The sequence below is a fragment of the Sphingobacterium sp. NPDC055346 genome, from assembly GCF_053645235.1.
This window is the reverse complement of record NZ_JBSHMI010000010.1, coordinates 128404-154098: the sequence shown is the minus strand read 5'-3', so window position 1 is coordinate 154098 and position 25695 is coordinate 128404. Positions and strand designations below refer to the sequence as shown.

The 25695-nt window shown below is 41.7% G+C and carries 20 protein-coding genes; 7 read left to right on the top strand and 13 right to left on the bottom strand.

Annotated features, from left to right (window positions below; translation table 11 throughout):
- From ACWICE_RS18620 to ACWICE_RS18580, 9 genes are all read right to left on the bottom strand, one after another.
- A partial coding sequence (locus ACWICE_RS18620; protein WP_454298975.1) for a hypothetical protein occupies window positions 1-336 on the bottom strand: 336 nt, incomplete at its 3' end.
- Between the two features lie 118 nt (window positions 337-454).
- Window positions 455-5005 (bottom strand): efflux RND transporter permease subunit, encoded by a 4551-nt coding sequence (locus ACWICE_RS18615; protein WP_313259857.1) that lies wholly within the window; start codon window positions 5003-5005, stop codon window positions 455-457.
- Between the two features lie 17 nt (window positions 5006-5022).
- A complete protein-coding gene (locus ACWICE_RS18610; protein ID WP_185210390.1) occupies window positions 5023-6129 on the bottom strand; it encodes an efflux RND transporter periplasmic adaptor subunit in 1107 nt (368 codons plus the stop codon).
- Window positions 6130-6244: 115 nt separating this feature from the next.
- Entirely contained in the window at window positions 6245-6610 is a 366-nt protein-coding gene (locus ACWICE_RS18605) for a hypothetical protein (RefSeq protein WP_454298974.1), read from the bottom strand.
- Between the two features lie 63 nt (window positions 6611-6673).
- Window positions 6674-6859, bottom strand: a complete 186-nt coding sequence (ccoS, locus tag ACWICE_RS18600) for a cbb3-type cytochrome oxidase assembly protein CcoS (RefSeq protein ID WP_454298973.1) — start codon at window positions 6857-6859, stop codon at window positions 6674-6676.
- Between the two features lie 9 nt (window positions 6860-6868).
- Entirely contained in the window at window positions 6869-9265 is a 2397-nt protein-coding gene (locus ACWICE_RS18595; RefSeq protein ID WP_185218167.1) for a heavy metal translocating P-type ATPase, read from the bottom strand.
- Window positions 9266-9280: 15 nt separating this feature from the next.
- A complete protein-coding gene (gene hemN, locus ACWICE_RS18590; protein WP_454298972.1) occupies window positions 9281-10645 on the bottom strand; it encodes an oxygen-independent coproporphyrinogen III oxidase in 1365 nt (454 codons plus the stop codon).
- Window positions 10605-11066, bottom strand: a complete 462-nt coding sequence (locus ACWICE_RS18585) for a Rossmann-fold NAD(P)-binding domain-containing protein (protein ID WP_185210395.1) — start codon at window positions 11064-11066, stop codon at window positions 10605-10607. Before ACWICE_RS18585 ends, hemN begins: the two co-directional genes overlap by 41 nt.
- Before the next feature lie 261 nt (window positions 11067-11327).
- Entirely contained in the window at window positions 11328-13889 is a 2562-nt protein-coding gene (locus ACWICE_RS18580) for an ATP-dependent Clp protease ATP-binding subunit (protein WP_454298971.1), read from the bottom strand.
- A gap of 180 nt (window positions 13890-14069) precedes the next feature.
- Here ACWICE_RS18580 and ettA point away from each other — a divergent pair, with 180 nt between their 5' ends.
- The 4 genes from ettA to ACWICE_RS18560 all read left to right on the top strand — a co-directional run bounded on the left by ettA (window position 14070) and on the right by ACWICE_RS18560 (window position 18551).
- Entirely contained in the window at window positions 14070-15752 is a 1683-nt protein-coding gene (gene ettA / locus ACWICE_RS18575) for an energy-dependent translational throttle protein EttA (RefSeq protein WP_454298970.1), read from the top strand.
- A 7-nt stretch (window positions 15753-15759) separates the two neighbouring features.
- Window positions 15760-16947 carry a PAS domain-containing sensor histidine kinase gene (locus ACWICE_RS18570; RefSeq protein ID WP_185211424.1) on the top strand — a complete coding sequence of 396 codons (1188 nt, stop codon included), beginning with the start codon at window positions 15760-15762 and terminating at the stop codon, window positions 16945-16947.
- Window positions 16947-18005 (top strand): response regulator, encoded by a 1059-nt coding sequence (locus ACWICE_RS18565; RefSeq protein ID WP_185210398.1) that lies wholly within the window; start codon window positions 16947-16949, stop codon window positions 18003-18005. The genes ACWICE_RS18570 and ACWICE_RS18565 overlap by 1 nt, the downstream gene beginning before the upstream one ends.
- Before the next feature lie 135 nt (window positions 18006-18140).
- Entirely contained in the window at window positions 18141-18551 is a 411-nt protein-coding gene (locus tag ACWICE_RS18560; protein ID WP_185210399.1) for a hypothetical protein, read from the top strand.
- A 40-nt stretch (window positions 18552-18591) separates the two neighbouring features.
- Here ACWICE_RS18560 and recN read toward each other — a convergent pair whose 3' ends face one another.
- Window positions 18592-20244 carry a DNA repair protein RecN gene (recN, locus tag ACWICE_RS18555; protein ID WP_454292168.1) on the bottom strand — a complete coding sequence of 551 codons (1653 nt, stop codon included), beginning with the start codon at window positions 20242-20244 and terminating at the stop codon, window positions 18592-18594.
- 149 nt (window positions 20245-20393) lie between these two features.
- Here recN and ACWICE_RS18550 point away from each other — a divergent pair, with 149 nt between their 5' ends.
- Genes ACWICE_RS18550 through ACWICE_RS18540 form a run of 3 tightly spaced genes read left to right on the top strand, consistent with a single transcriptional unit; the run spans window position 20394 to window position 23188 of the window.
- Window positions 20394-21020, top strand: a complete 627-nt coding sequence (locus ACWICE_RS18550; protein WP_185218171.1) for a SprT-like domain-containing protein — start codon at window positions 20394-20396, stop codon at window positions 21018-21020.
- Window positions 21021-21061: 41 nt separating this feature from the next.
- Entirely contained in the window at window positions 21062-22729 is a 1668-nt protein-coding gene (locus ACWICE_RS18545; protein WP_454298969.1) for a M28 family metallopeptidase, read from the top strand.
- Window positions 22730-22771: 42 nt separating this feature from the next.
- Window positions 22772-23188, top strand: a complete 417-nt coding sequence (locus tag ACWICE_RS18540; protein WP_454298968.1) for a hypothetical protein — start codon at window positions 22772-22774, stop codon at window positions 23186-23188.
- Between the two features lie 204 nt (window positions 23189-23392).
- Here the strand turns inward: ACWICE_RS18540 and ACWICE_RS18535 are convergent, their stop codons facing one another.
- The 3 genes from ACWICE_RS18535 to ACWICE_RS18525 form a co-directional block, all read right to left on the bottom strand.
- Window positions 23393-23647 (bottom strand): hypothetical protein, encoded by a 255-nt coding sequence (locus tag ACWICE_RS18535; protein WP_093099024.1) that lies wholly within the window; start codon window positions 23645-23647, stop codon window positions 23393-23395.
- A gap of 74 nt (window positions 23648-23721) precedes the next feature.
- Window positions 23722-24870, bottom strand: a complete 1149-nt coding sequence (locus ACWICE_RS18530; RefSeq protein WP_454292166.1) for a cystathionine gamma-synthase — start codon at window positions 24868-24870, stop codon at window positions 23722-23724.
- A 28-nt stretch (window positions 24871-24898) separates the two neighbouring features.
- On the bottom strand, window positions 24899-25687 hold the full coding sequence (locus tag ACWICE_RS18525) for an NAD-dependent epimerase/dehydratase family protein (RefSeq protein ID WP_454298967.1): 789 nt from the start codon (window positions 25685-25687) through the stop codon (window positions 24899-24901).
- Window positions 25688-25695: the final 8 nt, after the last annotated feature.

The following is a 25695-nucleotide window of genomic DNA, read 5'->3' as shown; positions in this document are numbered from 1 at the left end:
AAGATAGGGACAAAATACGTTCACTTCCAAGGGGGAGGCCAAAGTATTTTTACCGCCGCCAGCTAACTCGCTGTAGCATTGCCAGATAATTTTTCCAAAAGGCGGGTCTGAACCAGGATTAAAGGGATTGGAGGATGGACCAAGATCATGAAAAGGAACCAGGATGGAAAGGATACGAGGATGGACCAGGACAGGAAGGGAATCCCGGTCCAACATCTTCCCCTTTCGGCCTGACCTCATTCGACCCACATTCCGAAAATTCGCAACGCGAGCGACCAAACCTCCTATGCGCCCTCGGGTACGCTCCGGCCGGTTTACCTGTTCTCTCCGGACCATTCCCGAACATGCCCCGAACGAGTCCCGAAGGAGAGCCACAAAAAAACACCTCAAAATCGATCCAAAAAAAAATGGGTGGACCGAAGTCCACCCACACCATCTATTTTACTTTACCCATTTATTGCCATCCACCACCTAAGGCTTTATAGAGAACGACCTGATTCAGCATCTTCTCCTTGTTGATGTCCACATCGGCAACTTGTGCTTCGATCAAGCCTTTTTGTGCAGTGATGATATCCAGGTAGGTAACCCGGCCTGCTATAAACAGTTCTTCCGCAGCTCCGATGGACGATTCCAACGCAGCTACCTGATCCTTCACATGCGTCGCACGAGCAACAATGGCATCTTGAGTATTCAAGGCCAGGGATACTTCATTGACTGCATTCAGGACGGTTTTTTCATATTCCAGAAAGCTGATCCCATAGGAGGCTTTCATTTTTTCATATTCTGACTTCAATTCGCGCTGCCTGAAGATCGGCATGGTAATTCCACCAAAAAGACCGTAGGTCACAGATTTGTCCAAACTGAAAAGCTTGTCAAAGCTGAAAGACTGCAATCCCAAATACGGAGAGATCGCCACGGTCGGCAAGAATGCCAAGCGGGTAGATTCCATTTCATGGAATCCTGCCTGAAGATCCATGCCCGCTTTGCGGATATCAAGACGGTTATTCAATAGCTCGTCCAGATTACCGACGGTCAGGTCTTGAAACAGGAGATTGCTGCCAATTCCATTGCTATTCCTATCGATAGGTTGGTAGACCCTTCCCAAAAGGGAATTGATCTGATGTTCATAGGCAAGGATTTCCTGGGCTGCATGCGCACGATTAGCTTTAGATTGGGACAACAGTGATTTGAACTGCTGCACGGCCAACTCATCGGCACGGCCAGCCTCCTTCTGTGCTTCGATTATCTCCAGGGCACGTTCATGGAGCTTAATGTTCTCTTCATAGACCTGAATCTTTTCGTCCAAGCTCATCAATTCATAATAAGAAGAGGCGATCGATGAAATCAATTCCGTTTCGATCAGGCGTTTCAATTCACTTTCGGACATGAGGTTCAAGAAAGCAGCTTCTCTCCTATTTCTCAGTTTCCCCCACAGATCCAATTCCCAGGAAGAACGGACACCCACAAAATAATCAGGGATGAAAGGTTCCGGGATTTTCTCATCATCATTGAGGTTATCCGAAAAGTTGGAATCATAATTTCCGATTCCCGATTCCGTATAATGGCCATACTTTCTCAAGCCCCCTTCCACTGCAGCATCCAAACTAGGATACAGCGCAGATTTTCGGAACTTGAAATTAGCTTGTGCCATTTCGATCCTGTGGATGGCCTGACGGACATCCATGTTATTTATCAATGCCGAATCAATTAAAGAGATCAATTGGGCATCCGTAAACACATTGCGCCATGCTAAGCTTCCTACGGAGCTGGAATCTTTCATGACCTGATCGGCCTGTCCGGTCAAGGTCGGAGAAATATCCTTTTGTACCGTTGCTTTAGGCACTGAACAAGAGGTAATGAACAGCAGTACCGCTACAGCAACCGCAGCTTGCTTGATTTTCTTTTTCTTTTCACGTTTTGAGAAAAGAACGACCAAACCAGGAATTACGATTACCCCGATAATAGTACCGATAACCATACCTCCTACTGCAGCAGAACCAATGGTTCTGTTACCTATAGCACCGGCACCATTGGCCAGCATCAACGGGATCAAACCTGCAGCAAATGCAAAGGATGTCATTAAGATTGGGCGCAAACGTGCAACCGCACCTTCAATGGAAGCTGTCAGCACATCCATACCTTGCTTACGTTTCAGGTTGGCATATTCCACGATCAGGATCGCATTCTTACCCAATAGACCGATCAACATGACCAGTGACACCTGCGCGTAGATATTGTTTTCCAGACCAAAGACCTTAAGGAACAGGAATGCTCCGAACAATCCGGCAGGCAGACATAACAATACAGGCAAAGGCAATAAGAAGCTTTCATATTGAGCCGCCAACAATAGGTACACAAATACCAAACATAACAAGAAGATGTAGGCTGCCTGGTTACCTGAAATTTTCTGTTCACGCGTCATTCCTGACCATTCGATGGCATAACCTTGCGGAAGTTCAGCAGAAATGCGTTCTACGGCTTCGATAGCTTGACCGGAACTGAAGCCAGGGGCTGCCTGACCGGTGATCATGGCTGAGGTAAACATATTATAACGTGTAATCTGCTCCGGACCATAAACCCTTTCCATCGTCATAAAGGATGAGTAAGGAACCATTTCACCTTCTTCGGTCTTTACATATAGGTTCAATACATCCTCTGGACGTTGTCTAGCAAAGGCATCGGATTGCACCATTACCTTATACATCTGTCCATAGCGGATAAAGTTGGTCGCATATAAACTACCTAACAGGGTTTGCAAGGTGTTCATTGAATTTTCTACAGATATTCCCTTTTTGGCAGCCTGATCATAATCGATCTTCAGCATATATTGTGGGAAGTTAACATCAAATGTGGTTGAAGCACTTTCGATTACCTCATCTTGCTCCAATTTAGTGATGAACTCATTTACGACTTCATTGGTCTGATTCAGGTCTTCATTACCGGACCTATCCAATAACCTCAGCTCGAAACCCGAGGAGTTACCGAACCCTGGTACGGTCGGTGGAGGGAAGAATTCGATTTCTGCATCGGCGATATGCGCAGTTTTCTCACGAAGGATTTTCATTACATCATCTACCGATTCATTTCTTTCATCCCAAGCCTTCAAGTTGATCATCCCCATACCATAGGAAGCACCGGAAACTTCAGTTACGATACTATATCCAGCGAGGATGGAAACCGTTTCTACCATTTCCAATTCTCTGGAAATTTTGTCAACTTCATTCAATACCGCTTCAGTACGATCGACTGTTGCTCCGGGAGGCGTAGTTACTGCCACATAGATCATACCTTGATCTTCGGTAGGAATAAATCCGGAAGGGAGGATTGCTGCGGAACCCCAAGTTGCGATGAACATAATAACTAACCCTAATAAAGTGATTATGCGACGACCTGCAATCTTGGAAAGCAACCCTTTGTACCCTCCGGAAATTCTGTTATATACATTGTTGAATCCTTTAAAGAAACGATCCAACCAGTTATTGCTTGGTTTTTTATCATGCGGTGAACGCAGGATAATGGCACAAAGTGCGGGGGTAAGCGTCAAGGCATTGATACCAGAAATGACAATCGCTGCTGCCAAGGTCAGGGAGAACTGCCTATAGAAGATCCCAACAGGACCGGACAGGAAGGCGACGGGAACGAATACCGCTGACATCACCAAAGTAATAGCGATAACCGCAGAACCCACCTCGTCCATTGCCGCCAATGTTGCTTCCATTGGAGAAAGGTGTTCCTCCTCCATCTTGGCATAGACGGCCTCGACGACGACAATACCGTTGTCGACGACAATTCCAATGGCGAGCACGAGTGCGAACAAGGTCAATAAGTTGATGGAGAATCCCATCATCTGCATGAAGAACAAGGACCCGATCAAACATACAGGAACCGCCAAGATCGGGATAATGGTAGCCCGGAAATCTTGAAGGAAAATGAATACCACCAAGAAAACGAGTATAAAGGCCTCCACTAAGGTGATCAATACACTGGAAATTGAGGCATTCAAGAAACGAGATACATCATACCCCATGGTATAGGTCATTCCCGGCGGGAAAGTGGCATCTTTTAATTCCGCCATACGATCCTTAACCCTTTGGATAACCTCTTGGGCATTCGAGCCCGGCAACTGCTTGATCATGATGGATGCCGATGGCCTACCATCCGTTTTGGATACCATTTCATAATCCAGGGAACCAAATTCCACATCGGCGATATCCTTGATACGGATAATCGAACCATCTACATTGGCACGGATCGGAATATTTTCATATTCGCTGATTTCGGTGAACTTACCGGGATAGCGCAATACGTATTGTTGCATATTGACGGTTTTATCCGAACTGATACCGGTCTGACCCGGAGCAGCTTCAATATTCTGCCTACGCAATGCCGCCACTAATTCTTCTGTTGAAATGGAATACGCGGAAAGACGGTCGGGTTTTACCCAAATACGCATAGCGTAATCCTTCATACCCATGATCTGCGCAAAGCCCACACCTTCGATACGTTTCAATTCCTTCAGGATATTGATATCGGTAAAGTTATAGATAAAGCGTTCGTCGGCAGTTTCATCATCAGTATACAGGTTCAGGTACATCAGCATACTGTTCACTTCCTTTTCGGTGGTCACCCCGGCCTTGATTACCTCTTCAGGCAATTCATCGAGCACGGTGGTCACCCTGTTCTGGACGTTTACGGCAGCGATATCTGGGTCAGTACCTACTTCAAAGAAAACTTGGATCAAGGTATTACCATTGTTTGTGGATACCGAAGACATATAGGTCATTCCTGCTACCCCATTGATTGCCTTTTCCAGCGGAATGGCTACCGCATTGGTACTTACTTCGGCATTTGCACCGGTATAGTTAGCCGTTACAACTACTGATGGCGGAACGATATCAGGGAATTGGGTAATGGGCAAGGTAAACAATGCCAATAGACCCAAAAGGGTAATAAAGATCGAGATGACCAGCGATAGCACCGGCCTCTTAATAAATTTTTCAAACATTAAATCTCGCTCCCTTCTTAGTTTTTAACCATTTTTGGTTGAATTACCATTCCATCACGAAGGGATTGAACGCCTTCATACACAACTTTAGCATCAGCTGGCAAACCATTTTCTACGACATAGTAATGTCCAACACGACGTCCGTTTTGGAAAGGGGTCATCTTAACGGTATCCCCTTTTAGGGTATATACATATGCTTTGTCCTGGATTTCGAAAACAGATTTCTGATGCACCAATAGCAGGTCACCAGTCTGGACAGGCACACCGATCCTCCCGGTAGCACCATGTTTCAATAGTCCATCGGGATTATTGAATTTTGCACGCAGGGAAATAGATCCAGTACTGGCCTCGAATTCACTTTCAACGATCTCAGCAGTTCCTGTATTAGGATAGGTAGCACCATTTGCTAAGATCAACTGAACTTCTTTTTTGAAATTATTTCTATTAAAGGTAGAGTCAGATGCGATCCCTAGGTATTCCTGTTCAGAGATATCGAAGTACACGTTCATATTAGCCATATCTGAGATGGTGGTCAATAGGGATCCTTCTTCCAACAAGGAACCCTCTTTTAATTGGATCCGATCGATACGGCCATCAAAAGGTGCGCGGATCTGCGTATTGGACAATTTTGTCCTTGCTTGGTTCAAAACGGCTTCTGCTTCCCCAACTTTAGCATTAGCGGCACGTAATTGAACTTTCAATAGATCATATTCGGTTGAGCTGACAATGTTTTTCTGAACCAACTTCTGGGTCCTTTCCATCTCCAGTTCTACTTTTTTCACTTCAGCTTCAGCACTGCTGACTGCTGCCTGAGCTTGTGCCAAGTCAGCTTTGTATTCATCCGCTACCAAAGAGAACAGGACCTGTCCTTTTTTCACGAATGCTCCCTCATCAACAAAGATCCTATCCAGGAACCCTACCAAACGGGAGCGTAATTCCACATTACGTTGAGATTGGATATCTGCGATATACTCTTTGTACACAACAGTATCCAGTTGAACTAAATTAGATACGGGAACGACTTTAGGTGCATTAGCAGTTGTCTTTTCGTTACTGGTAGCAGTACAGGATGCAACTAATAATGCGCAACCTACTACGGGTAGTAGCATGCGTTGTTTTTTCATAGCAATATAAAATATGGGTATTAAAATAAAATAGAATACAATAGATGTTGGTTGTTACGCAGATGGCATAACAATCCCTATACTTTCAAAATGGAAAGCATATAAAAAATGGAAATTAGAAAGGACGGTATCTATACAAGAACTGGTAATAGCCAGGGAGGCATAGTGTCTTGGACAGATAAAACGGATGTTTTAAGGTTGATTTGATCCTGTAAAGTCTGGAAATTAACCAGTTAAAGATGAATACCAATGGTATTAACCCTAGGAACAGGGAAAGAATGCGATAATCATCGAAGATGATTTCAGGAAGGGCCTCGGAATTCACAGGATGTGTCAGGTTGAGCACCTCTTCCAATACGACTTCAACTAAGGTTTCGTTGGCTACCACATTCGTGGAACCAAAAAGGTCGATAGACTTTACCTCCAAGCATAGCACATTGAGGTATCCGAATAGCGCCAAGAAATGCAATAGTCGAAACATACGCCACAAAGATAAGCAAGGCGTTAAGCAAAAAGGTATTAGGAATGTAAAAAAACTGTGATTTTATTTTTTTGGAGCGGCTTGTTCAGTTTCTGTTTCCGGGTTGTAGGGTTCATCGTCAAACAAGATTCTTACGGAAGGGGTATATGTATCCTCATGCTGTCCGTTTTTGCTGGCCCAAAAGAAAGCTCCCAAAAAGAACAGTGCAATCAATACACTACAACCGATTAAGAAAAATATGATGTTCATAGTACAAAGTTAAATTAATTTTCTCCGTTTTGCATATCCTCTAGTCATCAAACTGGTGAATGAAATAATAGTAACGGTACTGATAGGCATTAAGATCGCTGCGAATAAAGGTGACATTGTTCCCTGAACGGCGAAACTAATACCGATTACATTATATAATAAGGAAATGATAAATGACATCTTGATGACCTTGACGGCGTCTTTACTGAAATCAAAGAATTTCGGCAGTTTATGGAATGCCTCACCATCCAAGATGGCATCACAACCTGGCGAGAAATTATTGATATCGTCTGATACGGCAATACCGAGGTCCGCTTTCCTCAATGCTCCGGCATCATTCAATCCATCGCCCAACATGCAGACTTTTTTTCCTTGATGCTGCCATTCGGTAATTTTTTCCAATTTAGCCGCAGGAGTTTGGTTGAATAGGAGTTTAGCATTTGCGGGAAATATCATGCGCAATGCATCAGCCCTACGTTCGTTGTCACCAGAAATTAAATGCAGGTCATAATGCTCTGCCTTTAACTTATTGATGACTTCGGTAAGTCCAGTACGCCAAGATTGCTCCAGGGTGAAATATCCTTTCAAGGTATCATTGATCTTGACATATACAACCGACCCTTCTAAATCGACTTTGGCGGTATTCACATAACTGGCACTACCGATCTGTATACTGTAATCTTGATATTTTCCAGATTGTCCTCTTCCGACTACCTCTTCGTACTCTTCTATGTTCAACATCTGAACATCGCCCAACCATTTGATAATCTCTCTACTCAATGGGTGGTTAGAATTACGACATAGGGAAGCCAAGAGATTTCGCTCCATTGGATTCAGGGTTCCTTCGAAATACATACTGGATGCAGTAGGCGAAGAAATGGTTCCAGTTTTATCAAACACGACGGTCTCAATAGCTGCCATCTGTTCAATAGCGGCTGTATTCTTGATGTACAACTTGTTTTTATCAAAGATGCTCAATGCAGCTGAAAGCGTAAAAGGCGAGCTCAAGGCCAATGCACATGGACAGGCGATGATCAGAACGGCCGTAAAAGCTCCCCAAGCTTTATCTGCATTTCCACCAACAATCCAGAACACACAGGCTGCAATGGCAATCATGAGAAGACCAATGGTGAAATATTTACTGATAAAACCTACAAAGGTTTCAAATTTCTTTTCATACTGCTTTAAGCTATCATTGTTCCAGAGCTTGGTCAAATAACTTTGGGATACCGCTTTGACCACTTCCAATTCGATAGCCTCTCCCATTTGTCTACCTCCAGCGTAAACCACTTCCCCCAACACCTTTTCAACAGGTTTACTCTCCCCTGTCACGAAGCTGAAGTCCACGGATGCATTGCCATTCAGCAAAATGGCATCAGCAGGAATAATTTCATTATTGCGGACCAAGATCCTGTCGCCAACCTGCAGGTCAGCGATCTGTGTGGGCTTTGCAACACCTTCATCCAATACAGTTACCGCAACAGGAAAGTATGAACGGTAATCGCGTTCAAAGGAAATATGGTAGTATGTTCTCTGTTGTACATATTTTCCGATCAGGATAAAGAATACCAAACTGCATAAGGTATCCATAAATCCAGGACCTGTCTGGGAAATGATCTCAAAGGCCGAGCGGAAGAAGAGCACAAAGATCCCGAGGGCCAAAGGCACATCAAGGTTCAGGCGTTTTTGCTTGAGGCTCAACCAGGCCGATTTGAAATAATCGGAGGCACTATATAATAGGACTGGGAGACCGAATGCCAAGTTCATGTAGTTGAAGAAATTGGAATACTGTCTTTCAAACTCGCCCATTCCGAAGTATTCCGGAAAAGAGATCATCATGGAGTTACCGAAACAGAAACCTGCCACGGTAATCTTTGCAATAAGTCCACTTTGGTTTATTTTCTTACCTTCTTTGACGACATCCTGAAGGGTGATCTTTGGGTCGTATCCGATCTTGTGCAATAGATCGACCAGTTCACGCAGGGAAATTTCGTCCTTTTTGAAGGTGATGCTAGCTTGTTTTTTCATGAAGTCTACCTGAGAGGTCTTCACGCCTGGATTCAATTTATATAGGTGTTCAAGCAGCCAGATACAAGAGCTACAATGGATAGCAGGTACATAAAATGTAATGATGGCCTGTTCATTATCCTGATAGTCTACCAGTTTGGCAATGATATTGGGTTCATCCAGATAGGAAAGGTCCTCCTTTTGTGCTTTTTGGGATTTCCCTGGATGGGTATTGTACTTATAATAGGATGCCATGTTGTTATCATTCAAGATCTGATAAACAGTTTGGCAACCTAGGCAACAAAAGCGATGGTCTTCCAAGATATAGGCAGAATCCTCCACCGGATCACCACAGTGATAGCAAATTGTACTTAATTGCAGTTCCCCTTTTGTTGACATAATATAAATATAAGGTTAAATAGCTTGACTGAATAAATTGTCTCTTTCTTTTGTTTTTTGCAGGCGTTCATCAAATGCCATGCAGACATTGCGCAGGAATGATTTCCCTAGTTCACTGATCTGAACGATATCCTGATCTACACTCACCAATTCATCAGCGACCAAAGGTTGTAGGCGTTCGATGATTTTTTCATTTAGGGCAAAACCTTCTTTCAGCTGAACTTTACCACGGCACATCATATCCAGGATATATTCTCTGATGATCAGATCTTCATCATTTAGGATATGACCTTTCACGACCGGCAAAATGCCTTCGCCTATGAGTTTATGGTATTCCTCAACGGTTTTGACGTTTTGGGCGAATGCTGTCCAGGCATCACTGATGGAAGACACACCCAGACCGATCAACAAGGGTGTATAGCGATCTGCATATCCCATGAAGTTACGGTGCAGGGTCCCATCAAGGGAAGCGATATAAAGGGCATCATCCGTTTTGGCGAAGTGGTCCATACCTACATCTTTATAACCACTTTCCTGGATCATCTGTTTTCCCAGTTTATATAGATTTAATTTTTCTTCTCCCACGGGAAGGTCATGCTCAGTAAATCGGCGTTGACCAGGTTTGATCCAAGGTACATGGGCATAACTATAGAAGGAAATCCGGTCAGGATTTAATTTCATGGAATGCTCTATGGTCATGCGCACGGATTCTGCCGTCTGTAAAGGCAAGCCATAAATCAAATCAAAGTTGATGGATTCGTAACCAAGACCTCTAGCATCTTTCATGACACGGTCTACATCTTCCACAGTTTGATGTCTATTGATAATAAATTGGACTTTTTCATCGAAATCTTGGATACCCAAGCTCAATCTCTTAAATCCCAAATCATAAAGGGTCTTTAAATGATCGTAAGTAGTATTTGCAGGATGGGCCTCGAATGAGAAAGAGGCATCTTGCGTTTTTTCGTTCCCTTCCAAGAGACCTGCGATCAAGCGGTGCAGTTTTTCTGCCGTAAAGAAGGTCGGAGTTCCACCACCTAGGTGAATTTCTGCGATCTTAAGGTTATCTTCCTTCAAGATATCTTTGTACATCTGCCATTCTTTGAGAAGGGAGGTAATATAAGGATCTTCGACTTGGTGGTTTTTGGTAATACGGGTATTACATCCGCAGTAGGTACAAAGGCTTTCGCAGAATGGCAGGTGCACATAAATGCTGATTCCCTGATCTTTGGACTTGTTAAAGTTCAAAGCCACTCTTTGGCGCCAATCGGCTTCATTAAAACGTTCGTTTTCCCAGAAAGGTACTGTTGGATAACTGGTATAGCGAGGAGCCGCTACGTTATATTTGTTGATCAGTTTGTTTAGAATCTCCGTTTCCATATCGTCTATATTTAACCTTTTTATTGCATTCCATTCTACATTGACAAGCCTCTCCCGTACAACCTCCTACCATCCATTGGGTAAGGTTCATGATGGTCTGCTTGGCAATTCCTTCAAGGGAGTTATCGAATGGGACGTTTGCAACGTGTATTTTCAATTCTCCGGCATAATCTAGGTCAATATGGTCAGTGGATCTTGAACGGGTGATAATATTTCTAATCCCAATTTTATAGAGTTCAAATAACATTACTCTATCCAACACATCACGATCGGAGATGATGACAGCCTCTTTTCCTATGGCATAGTGCATGGTACTAAAATTCAACTCGTTTGATATCAAAGTCAAATCATGTACCTTACCATTTGCCTTGGCGAGGTGCTCCTTCTCAGGTCCCAAAATGTTATATGCAATCACTCTCATCCCTTAAGTAAAGTAGTTATTGTTCCAAAATTAGCGTTTAGGCCTGCAGAAACGAATGCACTGCATCATGACAGAAAGTGATATAAATCATGTTTGCACAGGAATTCACCGGAAGGATTTTGGCAGGAGGAAGGTCCATGAGCTAGGAATTTTGACCTCTAATTTTAATTTTGGTTGTAAAAAGGAGTAAAATCAGCAGATAATTATATAAAAAAGCGGCCTAAAATTGCTTTCAGGCCGCCATATTGGATATATTTTCTATTAATCTTTTTTCTTGTTGTTTTTGACATCAGAAGCAAGAGAAGAGTCATCGTCCTTTTCATTCTTTGCAGAAGAAACTACGATATCTTTCTTTTCATCATCATAATCTACCAAGATAGTCTCACCGGTCTTAAGTTCACCTTTCAGGATCTCTTCGGCGATTGGATCTTCAAGATACTTTTGGATTGCACGTTTCAATGGTCTAGCGCCAAAGTTGCTGTCATATCCTTTTTCAGCAATGTAGTTTTTGGCAGCTTCAGTCAAGTTAATTTTATGACCTAAACCTTCGATACGAGCAAATAAAGATCTCAATTCGATATCAATGATCTTGAAGATATGGTCTCTTGTCAATGAGTTGAACACGATTACATCATCGATACGGTTCAAGAACTCAGGGGCGAATGCACGTTTTAATGCAGTTTCGATAACCCCTCTTGAATGCGAGTCTGTTTGATTTTCTTTGGCAGCTGTAGTAAATCCTACCCCTTGACCAAACTCTTTCAATTGACGGGCACCGATGTTTGAAGTCATAATGATGATGGTGTTTCTAAAGTCTACCTTACGACCAAGGCTATCTGTCAACTGACCTTCATCCAATACTTGCAACAACAAATTGAATACATCAGGGTGAGCTTTTTCAATCTCATCCAATAAGACAACAGCATATGGTTTACGGCGAACCTTTTCGGTCAACTGACCACCTTCTTCATAACCTACGTATCCTGGAGGCGCTCCGACTAAGCGAGACACGGCGAATTTCTCCATGTACTCACTCATATCGATCTGGATCAAAGCATCTTCAGAATCAAACATGAAGCGAGCTAACTCTTTTGCCAATTCAGTTTTACCAACACCTGTAGGACCTAAGAAGATAAAGGAACCGATAGGTTTCTTAGGATCTTTCAATCCTGCACGAGTACGTTGGATGGCTTTCACCAATTTCTGTACGGCATCGTCCTGACCAATGATCCTACCTTTCATGGATTCACCCATGTTCAATAGTTTCTGGCTATCCGATTGGCTAACACGTTGCACTGGGATACCAGTCATCATCGACACAACTTCAGCTACATTATCTTCCGTAACTGTATAGCGTTTTGTTTTGGTTTCTGCTTCCCAAGCGGCTTTTTCTTTCTCCAATTCTTCGATCAATTTCTTTTCAGTATCACGAAGTTTGGCAGCTTCTTCATATTTCTGACTGCGGACAACCTTGTTTTTCTCCACTTTAACTTCCTCGATTTTCTCTTCGATATCGATGATGGATTGAGGAACATGGATATTGTTCAAGTGTACACGTGATCCCGACTCGTCTAAAGCATCGATAGCTTTATCTGGCAAGAATCTATCCGTGATATATCTTGTGGTCAATGACACACAGGCATCAATAGCTTCTGGGGTATAAGTAACATTGTGGTGTTCCTCATATTTATCTTTGATACGGTTCAAGATTTCGATCGTATCGTCGATAGAAGTAGGTTCTACGGTTACTTTTTGGAAACGACGGTCCAAAGCACCATCTTTCTCAATGTACTGGCGGTACTCATCCAGTGTAGTAGCACCGATACATTGGATCTCTCCACGCGCCAAGGCAGGTTTGAACATATTTGAGGCATCCAAAGAACCAGAAGCACCACCTGCACCAACTATGGTGTGGATCTCGTCGATAAACAAGATTACATCAGGCGATTTTTCCAACTCATTCATGACCGCTTTCATACGTTCTTCAAACTGACCTCTGTACTTGGTACCAGCTACTAGCGATGCTAAGTCTAAGGTAACTACACGTTTGTTGAAGAGTACTCTAGATACTTTCCTTTGGATGATACGCAGTGCTAGGCCTTCAGCGATAGCTGATTTACCGACACCAGGTTCACCGATTAGAATAGGGTTGTTTTTCTTCCTACGGGAAAGAATCTGCGAAACCCTTTCAATTTCTTTCTCACGACCTACAATAGGATCCAATTTACCTTCTTCTGCGGCTTTCGTCAGGTCGCGTCCGAAGTTGTCTAGAACAGGGGTTTTAGACTTGATATCAGATACTTTTTTAGGTGAAGAGAACTGTGAATCTTCATCAGCGTATTCTTCGTCGCCTCCTGGAGGCGTACTGGAAGCTTCATCAGTGATGCCGGTGGCATTCTGTTCGACTTCGGTTTTGAATACGTTATATGAAACATTGAATTGCTGTAAGATCTGTGATGCGATGTTTTCTTCATCACGTAATATAGCTAACAGGAGATGTTCAGTCCCGATGATATCACTCTTAAAAATTTTAGCTTCCAAATAAGTAATCTTCAAGACCTTTTCGGCTTGTTTAGTTAGCGGCATATTACTAATTGGAGAGCGTGAAACGGAAGAACCTTTCACAGCATCCTCCACTGATTGGCGTACTGCGCCCATGTCAACTCCGATATTCTTCAATATCTTAATTGCCACTCCATCGCCCTCACGTATTAATCCTAGCAATAGATGTTCGGTACCGATATAATCGTGACGTAAGCGAAGAGCCTCCTCACGACTATATGATATAACATCTTTAACTCGGGGTGAAAATTTTGCTTCCATTAAATTCCTTTCTCAATTAAATTCGGGTGATCAACAGTATAAATGTACTAAAAATACAAATCACACCCATTTGTTATAAATATTTTTTATCAACAATTGCGCCACCAAGCGAAAACTATCAATTTGTCAGTAATTACATTATCTTTGTGTAAAAACATAAAAGAAAATTTCAAAGCACCTATGTCTGACGAAAAAATTATCTTCTCAATGGCTGGGGTAAACAAAATTTATCCCCCATCCAAACAAGTACTTAAGAACATTTACCTTTCTTTCTTCTATGGAGCGAAAATCGGTGTAATTGGTTTAAATGGTTCCGGTAAATCTTCCTTATTGAAGATCATTGCGGGACTAGATAAATCCTACCAAGGTGAGGTTGTATTCTCATCAGGTTATTCTGTGGGTTATTTGGCTCAGGAGCCTGAATTGGACCCTACAAAGACCGTTAAAGAGATTGTAGAAGAGGGAGTTGCCGAGACTGCTTCGATCTTAAAAGAATACGAGGAAATCAATGAGAAATTCGGTCTTCCTGAAGTTTATGAAAATCCTGATGAGATGGATAAACTTTTGGCTAGACAAGGTGAGTTACAAGATATTATAGACGCTACAAATGCATGGGAATTGGACAGCAAATTGGAGCGCGCCATGGATGCTTTGCGTTGTCCAGAGCCTGACGCTTTAATTGCCAATTTGTCAGGAGGAGAGCGAAGAAGGGTGGCCATGTGCAGACTATTATTACAAGAACCTGACGTTTTATTATTAGATGAGCCTACCAACCACTTGGATGCTGAGTCCATCGATTGGTTAGAGCAACACTTGCAACAATATAAAGGAACGGTTATCGCCGTAACCCACGACCGTTATTTCTTGGATAACGTTGCGGGCTGGATCTTGGAACTTGACCGTGGAGAAGGTATTCCTTGGAAAGGAAACTATTCTTCTTGGTTGGATCAAAAGGCTAAACGTTTAGCTCAAGAGGAGAAAACCGAAAGCAAGCGTCAGAAAACATTAGAGCGTGAGTTGGAATGGGTAAGGATGGCTCCGAAAGCGAGACATGCCAAATCAAAGGCCCGTTTGCATAACTATGAGAAATTAGCATCAGAGGAAACGAAGGAACGCGAAGAAAAACTAGAGTTATTCATTCCACCAGGACCTCGTTTGGGTAATGTGGTCATTGAAGCAGACAAGATTAGCAAGTCTTACGGGGATAGAATTTTATTCGAAGACTTAAGCTTCTCCTTACCTCCGGCAGGGATCGTGGGAATCATTGGTCCTAACGGTGCAGGTAAGACTACTTTATTTCGTTTGATCACTGGTCAAGAACAGGCAGATACCGGAACATTTAAGGTTGGTGAAACCGTTTCGTTGGGATATGTTGACCAGATGCACGATGACCTTGACCCTAATAAAACCGTATGGGAAAATATCACAGGCGGCAATGAGAACATCATGTTGGGTAACAAATCGATGAATTCTAGGGCTTATGTATCCAAATTCAATTTCAATGGTGCTGACCAACAGAAGAAAGTTGGTGTTTTATCAGGTGGAGAGCGAAATCGCGTACATTTAGCCATTACTTTGAAAAAAGGTTCTAACGTATTGTTACTGGATGAGCCTACCAACGATATCGACGTAAATACCTTACGTGCATTGGAAGAAGGTCTTGAGAACTTTGGAGGATGTGCGGTAATTATTTCCCACGACCGTTGGTTCCTGAACAGGATCTGTACCCATATCTTAGCTTTTGAAGGAGATTCACAGGTTTATTTCTTTGAAGGTAACTATACAGAATACGAGGAGAACCGTAAGAAACGTTTAGGCGATATTGGTCCGAAACGAATCAAATACAAAAAATTAGTAAAATAAAAACGTGTTGGAATCAGCTAGGCTATTAGAAGCGATCATCGAAAATGCTATTGATGGCATCATTACGATCGATAATCACGGAATTGTAGAGAGCATCAACCCTGCGGCCCTAGAGCTGTTTGGGTATAGAGCTGAGGAGGTTGTGGGCAGAAATATTTCGGTATTGATGCCTGAACCTGACCGTTCTAACCATGACCGTTACATTGCCAATTATGAAGAAACTGGTAAAAAACGAATTATCGGAATTGGGCGCGAAGTAAGAGGTCTGAAAAAAGATGGTTCCACCTTTCCTTTTCGCTTAGCTGTCAGCGAAGTGTTCTATAAAGACCGTAAAATATTTACGGGCTTTATCCACGATCTGACCAAGGAGAAACAGGCTCAAAATGAGTTGAAGAAACATACCCAAGAGCTGGAGCTAAAAGTGAGGGAAAGGACTAAGGATCTGATCAAACTGGTTTCAGAGCTTGAGAGAGCAAAAGCTGATGTCAGTGTTTCCTTGGAAAAGGAAAAAGAATTGAGTCAGTTGAAATCTAGGTTTGTATCCATGGCCTCGCATGAGTTCAGGACTCCTCTGAGTTCGGTCCAACTTTCAGCATCGTTGATCGATCGCTATGTAGAGAAGCAGGAATATGGCCCAATTGAGAAGCATACAAACCGAATCAAAGGTTCTGTACAATTATTGAACACGATATTAAATGACTTCCTTAACCTTGAAAAACTTGAGGCGGGAGTTGTCATGGTAAATAAATCGCATACCAACATAGTACACCTTGGTGAGGAGATTGCCGAGGAGATGCAGTTGATCTGTAAGAAAAACCAACATATTTTATATCAGCATACCGGTGAGGAATCTGACTTTGTCATCGACCCCAATCTTTTGAAGAACAGTATCATCAACTTGGTTTCTAATGCCATTAAATATTCAGGTGAAGATACTTTTATTGAGTTCAACACCCAGATCGGCAGAAACCAGCTGTTGGTCACGGTGAAAGATAATGGGATCGGTATCCCGCTGGAAGAACAGAAGAGCCTATTTGAGCCTTTCTTCCGTGCCAATAACACGGGCAGCATTCCAGGAACTGGATTGGGTTTGAATATTGTGAAGCGATATGTTGAATTGATGGGAGGACGTTTGGAATATTGGTCGGAAGTAAATCAAGGAGCAATTTTTAAGATGTTTTTTATCCAAGAATAATGGAAAAGAGGAAAATATTAATAATCGAAGACAATAGTGACATTCGCGAAAGCACAGCGGAAATATTGGAATTAACCGGGGAGTATTCCGTATTGGTAGCTGAAGAAGGTAAAACTGGAGTAGATATGGCCATTAAACATAAGCCAGATCTCATTCTTTGTGACATCATGATGCCTGAACTGGATGGATATGGGGTTTTGTATATGTTGAGCAAACATGAAAACACACAACAGATCCCATTTATTTTCCTTACTGCCAAAACTGAGAAAGCAGACTTGCGCAAGGCCATGGAAATGGGGGCAGATGATTACCTGACCAAACCATTTGATGACATGGAATTGCTCAATGCCATAGAAAGTCGTTTCAAAAAAAGGGCTCAATTACAATCTAAGACTGCGCCTAATATGGAAAGTCTAAGGCTTGATGAACAGGAACAGGCTTATCTGTTACAGGATCTTGCAGATCATGGACGGATCAAGAATATCAAAAAGAAACAAACCATTTACGAAGCTGGAGACACTCCAGTTTATGTATATTATATTAAAAAGGGAAAAGTCCGCAGCTTCTTGAACTATAAGGACGGCAGGGAACTATCTACCAACATCTATGTAGAAAATCAATTCTTCGGATTGGAATCTGTGTTATTGAACGATAAGTATGGTGATAATTCAGCCACGTTGGAAGATGCAGAAATTGCCTTGATCCATAAGGATAATTTCTTTGAGCTCTTGTACAAAAAGCCAGGAATTGCCTCCAAACTGATCAAAGTCCTATCACAGAACATTCGTGAGAAAGAAGAACAGATGTTGGGTTTTGCCTACGATTCTGTTCGCAAGCGCGTGGCCAATGCTTTGGTAAATGTGGCAGAGAAATCAGACAATGAATCGGATGAAGTCACCATCAAGATTTCCAGGGATGACCTAGCAGCCTTAGCAGGTACGGCAAACGAGACCATAAGTAGGATGCTGGCCGATTTTAAGGACGAAAAGTTATTGACCAAGGAAGGAAATGCTATCAAAATCTTTTCGGTTAACCGACTGAAAAACATCAAGCAATAAGGAAATACATCTTTGTTTATTGAAAAGTTTCAAAAAGTGGTCATGTTTTTGCTTTATTCTTTAAACTTTCTTACAGTTTATCTGTCTGAATAAGAAAGAAGAATGAAATTATTTACAAAATAACTTTTACCACTCATGAAAAAACTTTTATTAGCACTCGCAATTGGTACAGCTTCTTTAGTAGGCTTTAGCTCTTGTACAAAGGAATATGTGACAAATTATTTACCAGGGGTAAGTTATTATCACCCATTGGCATCAAGTGACTGGAAACGAATTTCAGCAAACAATTTTGAAGCAGTAATTCCAGTAGCAGACCTTGATGATGTTTATTATGAAGATGGACACGTTAGTGTTGCCATTCAGTTTGAAGATCAAGTTGGAACATTCCACAACATCCCTTCAGAAGGCTTATTTGGTCATGGCTATAACGCCTCATATTCTGTAGGAAAGGTTTTTTTGAACGCTGTTGATTTGGATAAATTAAATGAAGCTCCAAAAGCTATGCGCGTTAAGATTGTATTAACCGATGCAGATGTTGGTAACTAAGATATAGAAAAGGGGCATGATTGATCATGCCCCTTTTTCCTTATTTCAACATTTCTTTGGCATGTTGAATTGCCGTATCTTCCGGATTGGCACCGCTCAACATTTGTGCTATCTCCAAGACCCTCTCCTCCTCATTCATCAATACAATATTTGATTTCGTTTTATTGCCCTTATCTTCTTTATATACCTTAAAGTGGCTATTCCCTTGTGATGCAATCTGCGGCAAGTGGGTAATACTGATCACCTGCATATTGTCTGCGAGCTCTTCCATCAATTCCCCTACCCTGAGTGCTACTTCTCCAGATATACCTGTATCGATTTCATCAAAGATGATAGTTGGCAGAGCTGAAGTCTTTGCTACCAAGGATTTAATGGCCAACATCACCCTAGAAAGTTCACCGCCTGAGGCTACCTTGTGTATAGGTTGTAATGCTTGACCTTTGTTAGCCGAGAAAAGAAAGGATACTTCATCTTGACCAGTTGATTTAAAATCCGATAATTGATTGAGTTCAACATTCAATTGAGCATGTGGCATACCAACTCTGGATAGCACATCTTGAACTTCCTTCTCTACGATCTTAGTTGCCTTGCTCCTGTTTTTGGTCAATTGATCGGCCAATTTGGATATTTCCTGATGCAACTTGTCAATTTTCACCTTTAATTCTTCAATCTGTTCACCTTGCGAATCGGTAGCCTGCAGTTTGTTTTCGAGGTCTTGCTTTAGCTCCAGAAGCTCCTTTACAGTAGCTACGCGATGTTTCTTTTGCAGGTCATACAAAACAGACAGTCGTTCATTCACAATGCTCAATCGTTCCTCGTCCATACTGATGCCCTCTGCTACCTGCTCCACTTCAGCACTCAAATCTTTTAATTCGATCAAACTGCTTTGCAGGCGATCAACAAGGGATTCTGAGGAAGGTAGATAGCGAGCACCATTCTGTAAAGAGCTCAAAGCTTGCTTAAGGCTGTCCAAGACATTGATTTCACCGTCTTGGAGTTCTGAACTTGCAGCATGAAAATGACGTTTTATTTCTTCGGCATTTTCCAATTGGGATTGTTCTGCTTCCAACCCTTCCTGTTCTTGGTCTTGTAGATTGGCTTGTTCCAATTCGTTGAAAACAAATTGCTGATAATCAGATTCCGACCGGGCCTTTGCCAAGTCTTCTTCTAATTGCTTGAGTTCAGCGACTGTACGTTTATATTCTTGGTATTTCTTTTTATAGTCAGCGAGTACAGATTGGTTTTGTGCTACGGTATCCAAGACCAGTAGCTGAAAAGATTCCGTATTGATCTGCAATGTAGCATGCTGGGAATGGATATCGATCAACTTCTCCCCTAATACCTTAAGTGTTTGCAAGGTTACAGGTGTATCATTGACAAAAGCTCTTGATTTGCCATCGGCATGCAGCTCTCTACGGATCAGACTGGTATCCTCATAGTCCAGGTCTAAAGAATTGAAAAGATCTTGAAGGTTATAGTCTTTGATATAGAAGTGACCTTCGATTATACATTTCCTTGATTCATCGAAGAAATGCTTGCTCTCGGCCCTATTGCCCAAGATTAAACCTAGCGCCCCCATAATAATGGATTTACCCGCTCCAGTTTCACCTGTTATGATATTGAGTTTGTCGTCGAAATTAATGTCCAATGCATCTATCAATGCATAGTTTTTTATCTGTAGTTTGCTTAACATTCGCTCCTTTGTGCTTTAGCAACATGTTGAAATTGTCCATTTAATCCCTAACATGCTGTTCCTCATCAAATATAAATAATTCTCATCCCAAGCTAAAATTAAGGCATTAATATTCTGAAATCTCTAAAAAACTGATATGTTTGTATTTCATGCCTGATTTTAGCAAACAGTTAAGTAAGTACATCCCATCTACCGCAGCTCCTATCATCTCTGAATGGATCAATGATACTGCCTGTAGGTTTAAGGTGACTCGTTCTAGAGCATCCAAACTGGGAGACTACCGCTCTCCTTTCAAAAACGAACCCCATCAGATCACCATCAATCACGATCTGAACCCCTATTCTTTTTTGATTACGACTGTCCATGAGTTTGCTCACCTCAAAACTTGGCAACAGCATAAGAACAAGGTAAAGCCGCATGGCGCTGAATGGAAAAACAACTTCAAGAGTTTAATGGATGCTTTCATTAAGCTGAACCTATTTCCAGAAGACATCCATTTGGCTTTGATCAAATACATGAACAATCCTGCAGCTTCCAGTTGTACGGACCTAACCCTGTATAAGGTCTTGAAATCTTACGATAAATCAGAATTTGAAACCGTAACGATTGACAGCATAGAATTCAACAGTTATTTCAGCATCAAAAACGGAAGGGTTTTCCAGAAACTGGAGAGATTGCGGAAAAGATATAAGTGTCTGGAAGTAAAAACACAGCGAATTTATCTATTTCACCCGATTGCTGAGGTAAAACCGGTCGAAATGGAATCAAATCCTTAAATTGCAATAACCAAATAATCTAAAATTGATAATCAACAATCATGATGAACAACAAACTATTTATTAGTGCAGCCTTATTACTCGGACTTGCATCTTGTAAATCGGGGAGCGACAGTTCTTCCTATGACAAAAACAGTTTAGACTCGACAGCTATAGCAGCTATCACCGAAGACAGCTACAAAGCTTATGTCGCTAAATTATCTTCGGATGAATTCATGGGTCGCCTACCTTTCAGCAAGGGCGATACCATCACCGTAAATTACATTCAAGAACAATATAAAGCCCTTGGCTTAGATCCGGGAAATGGCGAATCCTATTTCCAAGATGTACCGATGGTGGAAATCAGTTCTAAACCTGTTAATCCAACTCTGACCTTTAAAGGTAAAAACGGTGATCTTACAGCTCAATACCTAGATGACTATGTAATCGGTACTCCCCAAATGGCGGAAACCATCGATGTAGAAAACACCGAACTGGTATTTGCTGGATTTGGAATCGTGGCTCCTGAATATAAATGGAATGACTATGAAGGTCTTGATGTAAAAGGCAAAACAGTTGTGGTGATGGTCTCTGACCCAGGTCGCTATGACAAAACATTATTCAAAGCCGATACCATGACCTATTACGGACGTTGGATCTATAAATTCGAAGAAGCATCTCGTCAAGGGGCAGCAGGTATCTTGTTGATCCATGAAACAGAAGCGGCTAGTTATGGCTGGAATGTGGTAAGAAGTGGTTGGACAGGACCAAGACTATCGTTGGTTCCAGAAAATAAAGGTGCTAACCTAAGTAAATTCCAAGGTTGGGTAAGCAATGAAACTGCAAAAAAACTATTCCAATTGGGTGGATTGAATGCAGATCTGATGGAACAAGCTAAAAAACCAGGATTTAAGGCCGTTCCATTGAATGTGACGACGAATGTTAAATTGGCAAATAGCTTCAGGGAGTCTAAATCAAACAATGTCCTGGGCATGATCAAAGGTTCTAAAAGGCCTGATGAAACCATTATCTATACCGCTCACTGGGATCACCTAGGAATTGGTGAAGCTAGCAATGGCGACTCTATTTTCAATGGAGCGATGGACAATGCCACTGGCGTTGCGGCATTGTTTGAAATAGCAAGAGCTTTTAAAGCAGCAAAGGTTCAGCCAGAGCGTTCAGTGGTGTTCTTAGCGGTTACTGCAGAGGAACAAGGTTTATTAGGCTCTCAATATTATGCAGAAAACCCTGTATTTCCATTGAACAAAACTGTTGCCAATATTAATATGGACTCCTTCAATCCGGTAGGTGCGATGAACGGTTTCCGTGTTACTGGAACAGGTCAGACAGAATTGGAAGACTATGCAATCCTATCGGCAGCTAAATTTAACCGTAAGATGGTGCCAGAAGGAAGTGCTACGGGAGGTGGTTTCTATCGTTCTGACCATTTCAACTTTGTAAAAGTGGGTGTACCTGGACTATATATGGGCAGTGGAGGGGATTACTTAGAATCGGACACAACCGTAATCAAGAACCGTCAGAAGGCATTAGCAGGCCGTTATCATGCCGTGACTGATGAACTAGATGACAACTGGAACTTCGATGGAATCATCGCTGATATCCGTCTATTTTTCGACATTGGCTACACTTTAAGTATGGATACAATTTTCCCTAACTTTAAAGCAAAATCAGAGTTTAAAGAATTAGGCGACAAACGTCTTTCAAAATAGTATATTTGTGAATATTATATAATTGAAACTATGCTTACAGGAATGAAACATCTACACTCAACCCTAGCTATTGTATTGTTAATAGCGTTGGTCATTGCAATCATCATTACATTGGTAAATTACTCTGGAAACAAGCCTTACAACCGTAAGATCGCTTTAATCGGATTAATCAGTGGACACCTTCAATTGGTAATTGGTTTGGTATTATACTTTACATCCCCACTGGGATTAAGCAGCTTTTCAGGAGAAAACATGAAAAATAGCGGAGCTAGATTGTACTTCTTGGAACATCCAATTATAATGATCTTAGGTCTAGTATTGATTACAATGGGATACTCTAAAGCTAAGAAATTAGCAGATCAAAAAGCCGCTAACAAAACAGTGCTTATTTACTATATCTTAGGATTGGTATTGATCCTTTCAAGAATCCCTTGGTCTACTTGGTCGATTTTAAACTAGTATTTTTAAGTATAAAGTATTTAGTATTTAGACTCTAAAAGAATTAATAAAGGGGCAATGAAAATTGCCCCTTTAACTTTTCCTACTGATACCCATAGGTCTAAATACTAAATACTTACTACTAAATACTCACTAATAATACTACAAAAAGAGAGGGCTAAACAGATGTTTAGCCCTCTCTTTTTGTATTGTATATCTTTGCAATTACTTTTTGCTGAATCCTAAGATTGCAAAAACAACTTTGAATGCTAAGAAAGAAGCAACGATAAGTGCAATGTTAGCGATCCATGAGAATACAGATCCTAATTGATCCAACGCAGGGATTACATCCGGTACAAAACGAATAAACACGCCTACTAAGCCGATAACGATGGCAATAGTTAATGATACATAATATTCAGTACGGTTTGCATTATTGTCCGTATGTTTTGCTGGTCTTTCTACAGTTGTATTTTCCATAATTGATAATCTCCTATTAAAGCTGCACAAATGTACAAAAGTCTGTGTGCAAATAAAATAATAATTACAATAAATTAACGCGATAAGGCTTGTTCCAGATCAGCGATCAGGTCTTCAGCATCTTCCACCCCTACCGAAAGGCGTAAAAGATTATCGACTACACCTACTTTTTCTCTAGTTTCTTTAGGGATCGAGCCATGGGTCATGGTTGCAGGATGGTTGATCAATGATTCCACACCACCTAATGATTCTGCTAAAGTGAATACCTTAAAGCCTGAAGCCACACGGAAAGTCTCTGCAAGGTCAGCACCTTTGATTACGATAGAAACCATTCCACCAAAATCTCTCATTTGTTTCTTGGCAACATCATGTCCTGGATGGTCCTCAAATCCTGGCCAATAGATTTTCTCTACTTTAGGATGGTTCTTTAGATATTCTGCTACCTTTCTTCCGTTCTCACAATGAGCCTTCATACGAAGGTGCAAAGTTTTGATACCACGAAGCACTAAGAATGCATCCTGTGGTCCTGGAGTACCTCCGCAAGCATTATAGAAAAACCATAATTTCTTGTACAACTCTTCATCATTCATCACCAAAGCTCCCATGACCACATCAGAGTGACCACCAAGATATTTAGTTACTGAGTGCATCACGATGTCAGCACCAAGGTCCAATGGGTTTTGAAGATAAGGAGAGGCAAAAGTATTGTCAACCGCGTAAAGGATTTTCTTTGCTTTTGCGATCTTCCCTATAGCTTCGATGTCTGCTAATTTCAAGGTTGGGTTGGTTGGAGTTTCCACCCAGATCAATTTTGTCTTGTCTGAAATAGCATCTTCCACTGCTTTTACATCGGAAGTATTGACAAACTTAAAGGTAATTCCAAGGGGCTCATAAACTTTTGTGAAAATACGGTAAGAACCACCGTATAGATCATCACCGGTTACCACCTCATCTCCAGGTTGCAATAAGCGCAATACACAATCTGTTGCGGCCATTCCTGAAGAGAATGCTAAACCAAACTTTCCATTTTCCAACGCTGCGATACAATCTTCGAGTGCCTTACGGGTAGGATTGGTACCACGTGAGTATTCATAACCTTTATGGTCACCCGGTGCTTTCTGTTGGTAAGTTGAGGTTTGGTATATCGGCGTCATCACTGCGCCAGTTGTAGGATCTGCCTCCTGTCCGGCATGAATTGCCTTGGTTGCAAATTTGTAATTCATATTATTTTGTATTAGTCGGTCTAAGTTATTAAAAATCTAATGGAGAAGGGTATTTAAACTCGTAATTCAACAAATTGATGATCTTATCTGAATTTACCACTTTTTGGAAACTGTCCTTCGGTTCAAAAGCACTAGGATAACTGAACATATATTTCTGGGCGCTTTTCAGGATCACCTCCTTTTTCAAGGGATGCTCCGGAGCCACCAGATTATAATAAACGGTTGGCAGATTGATTTCGAGACTCCGCTCGATGATTCCAACAACATCATCCAAATGGATAAAATTTGAAGGTTGATCCCCAATATGCACCACCTTATCCTGAAAGTATTTAGCCAGTATTCTTTCTTTCCCAAATAAGCCTCCTAGCCTAAAAGTTGATGAATAAGGGAGGCTCATCATTTTCTTTTCAGCCATGCGAAGCTTTGGGGACATCAATTCTTCTTCCACAAAACTCTCATCAAAGTTGCCATCCTGATCGGGATAAACTCCAACGGAACTCAAAAAGATATGCTTTTTATAATTTAAGGAACATAGAATATTGAAAACATGCGAAAAGCGATGCTCTATTTCTGCCTCCGTATTTTTCTGTGTGGCTGGAATCGAGTTGACAATCGCATCAAAACTGACATCAACTGGAAGATCCAGGTTGAGATCCCTGTCAAAGTCGTGGATAAACGCAAAAATACCATCGCCTTGCAAGCGATGGTATTTTTCCTCTGTACGGGTCGTTACCCACAGATTCCAACCTTTCTTTTTGAGCTGACGAGCAAGTTCTTCACCTACCCATCCACAACCCAATATCAAAAGGTTCTTCATTTCATTAT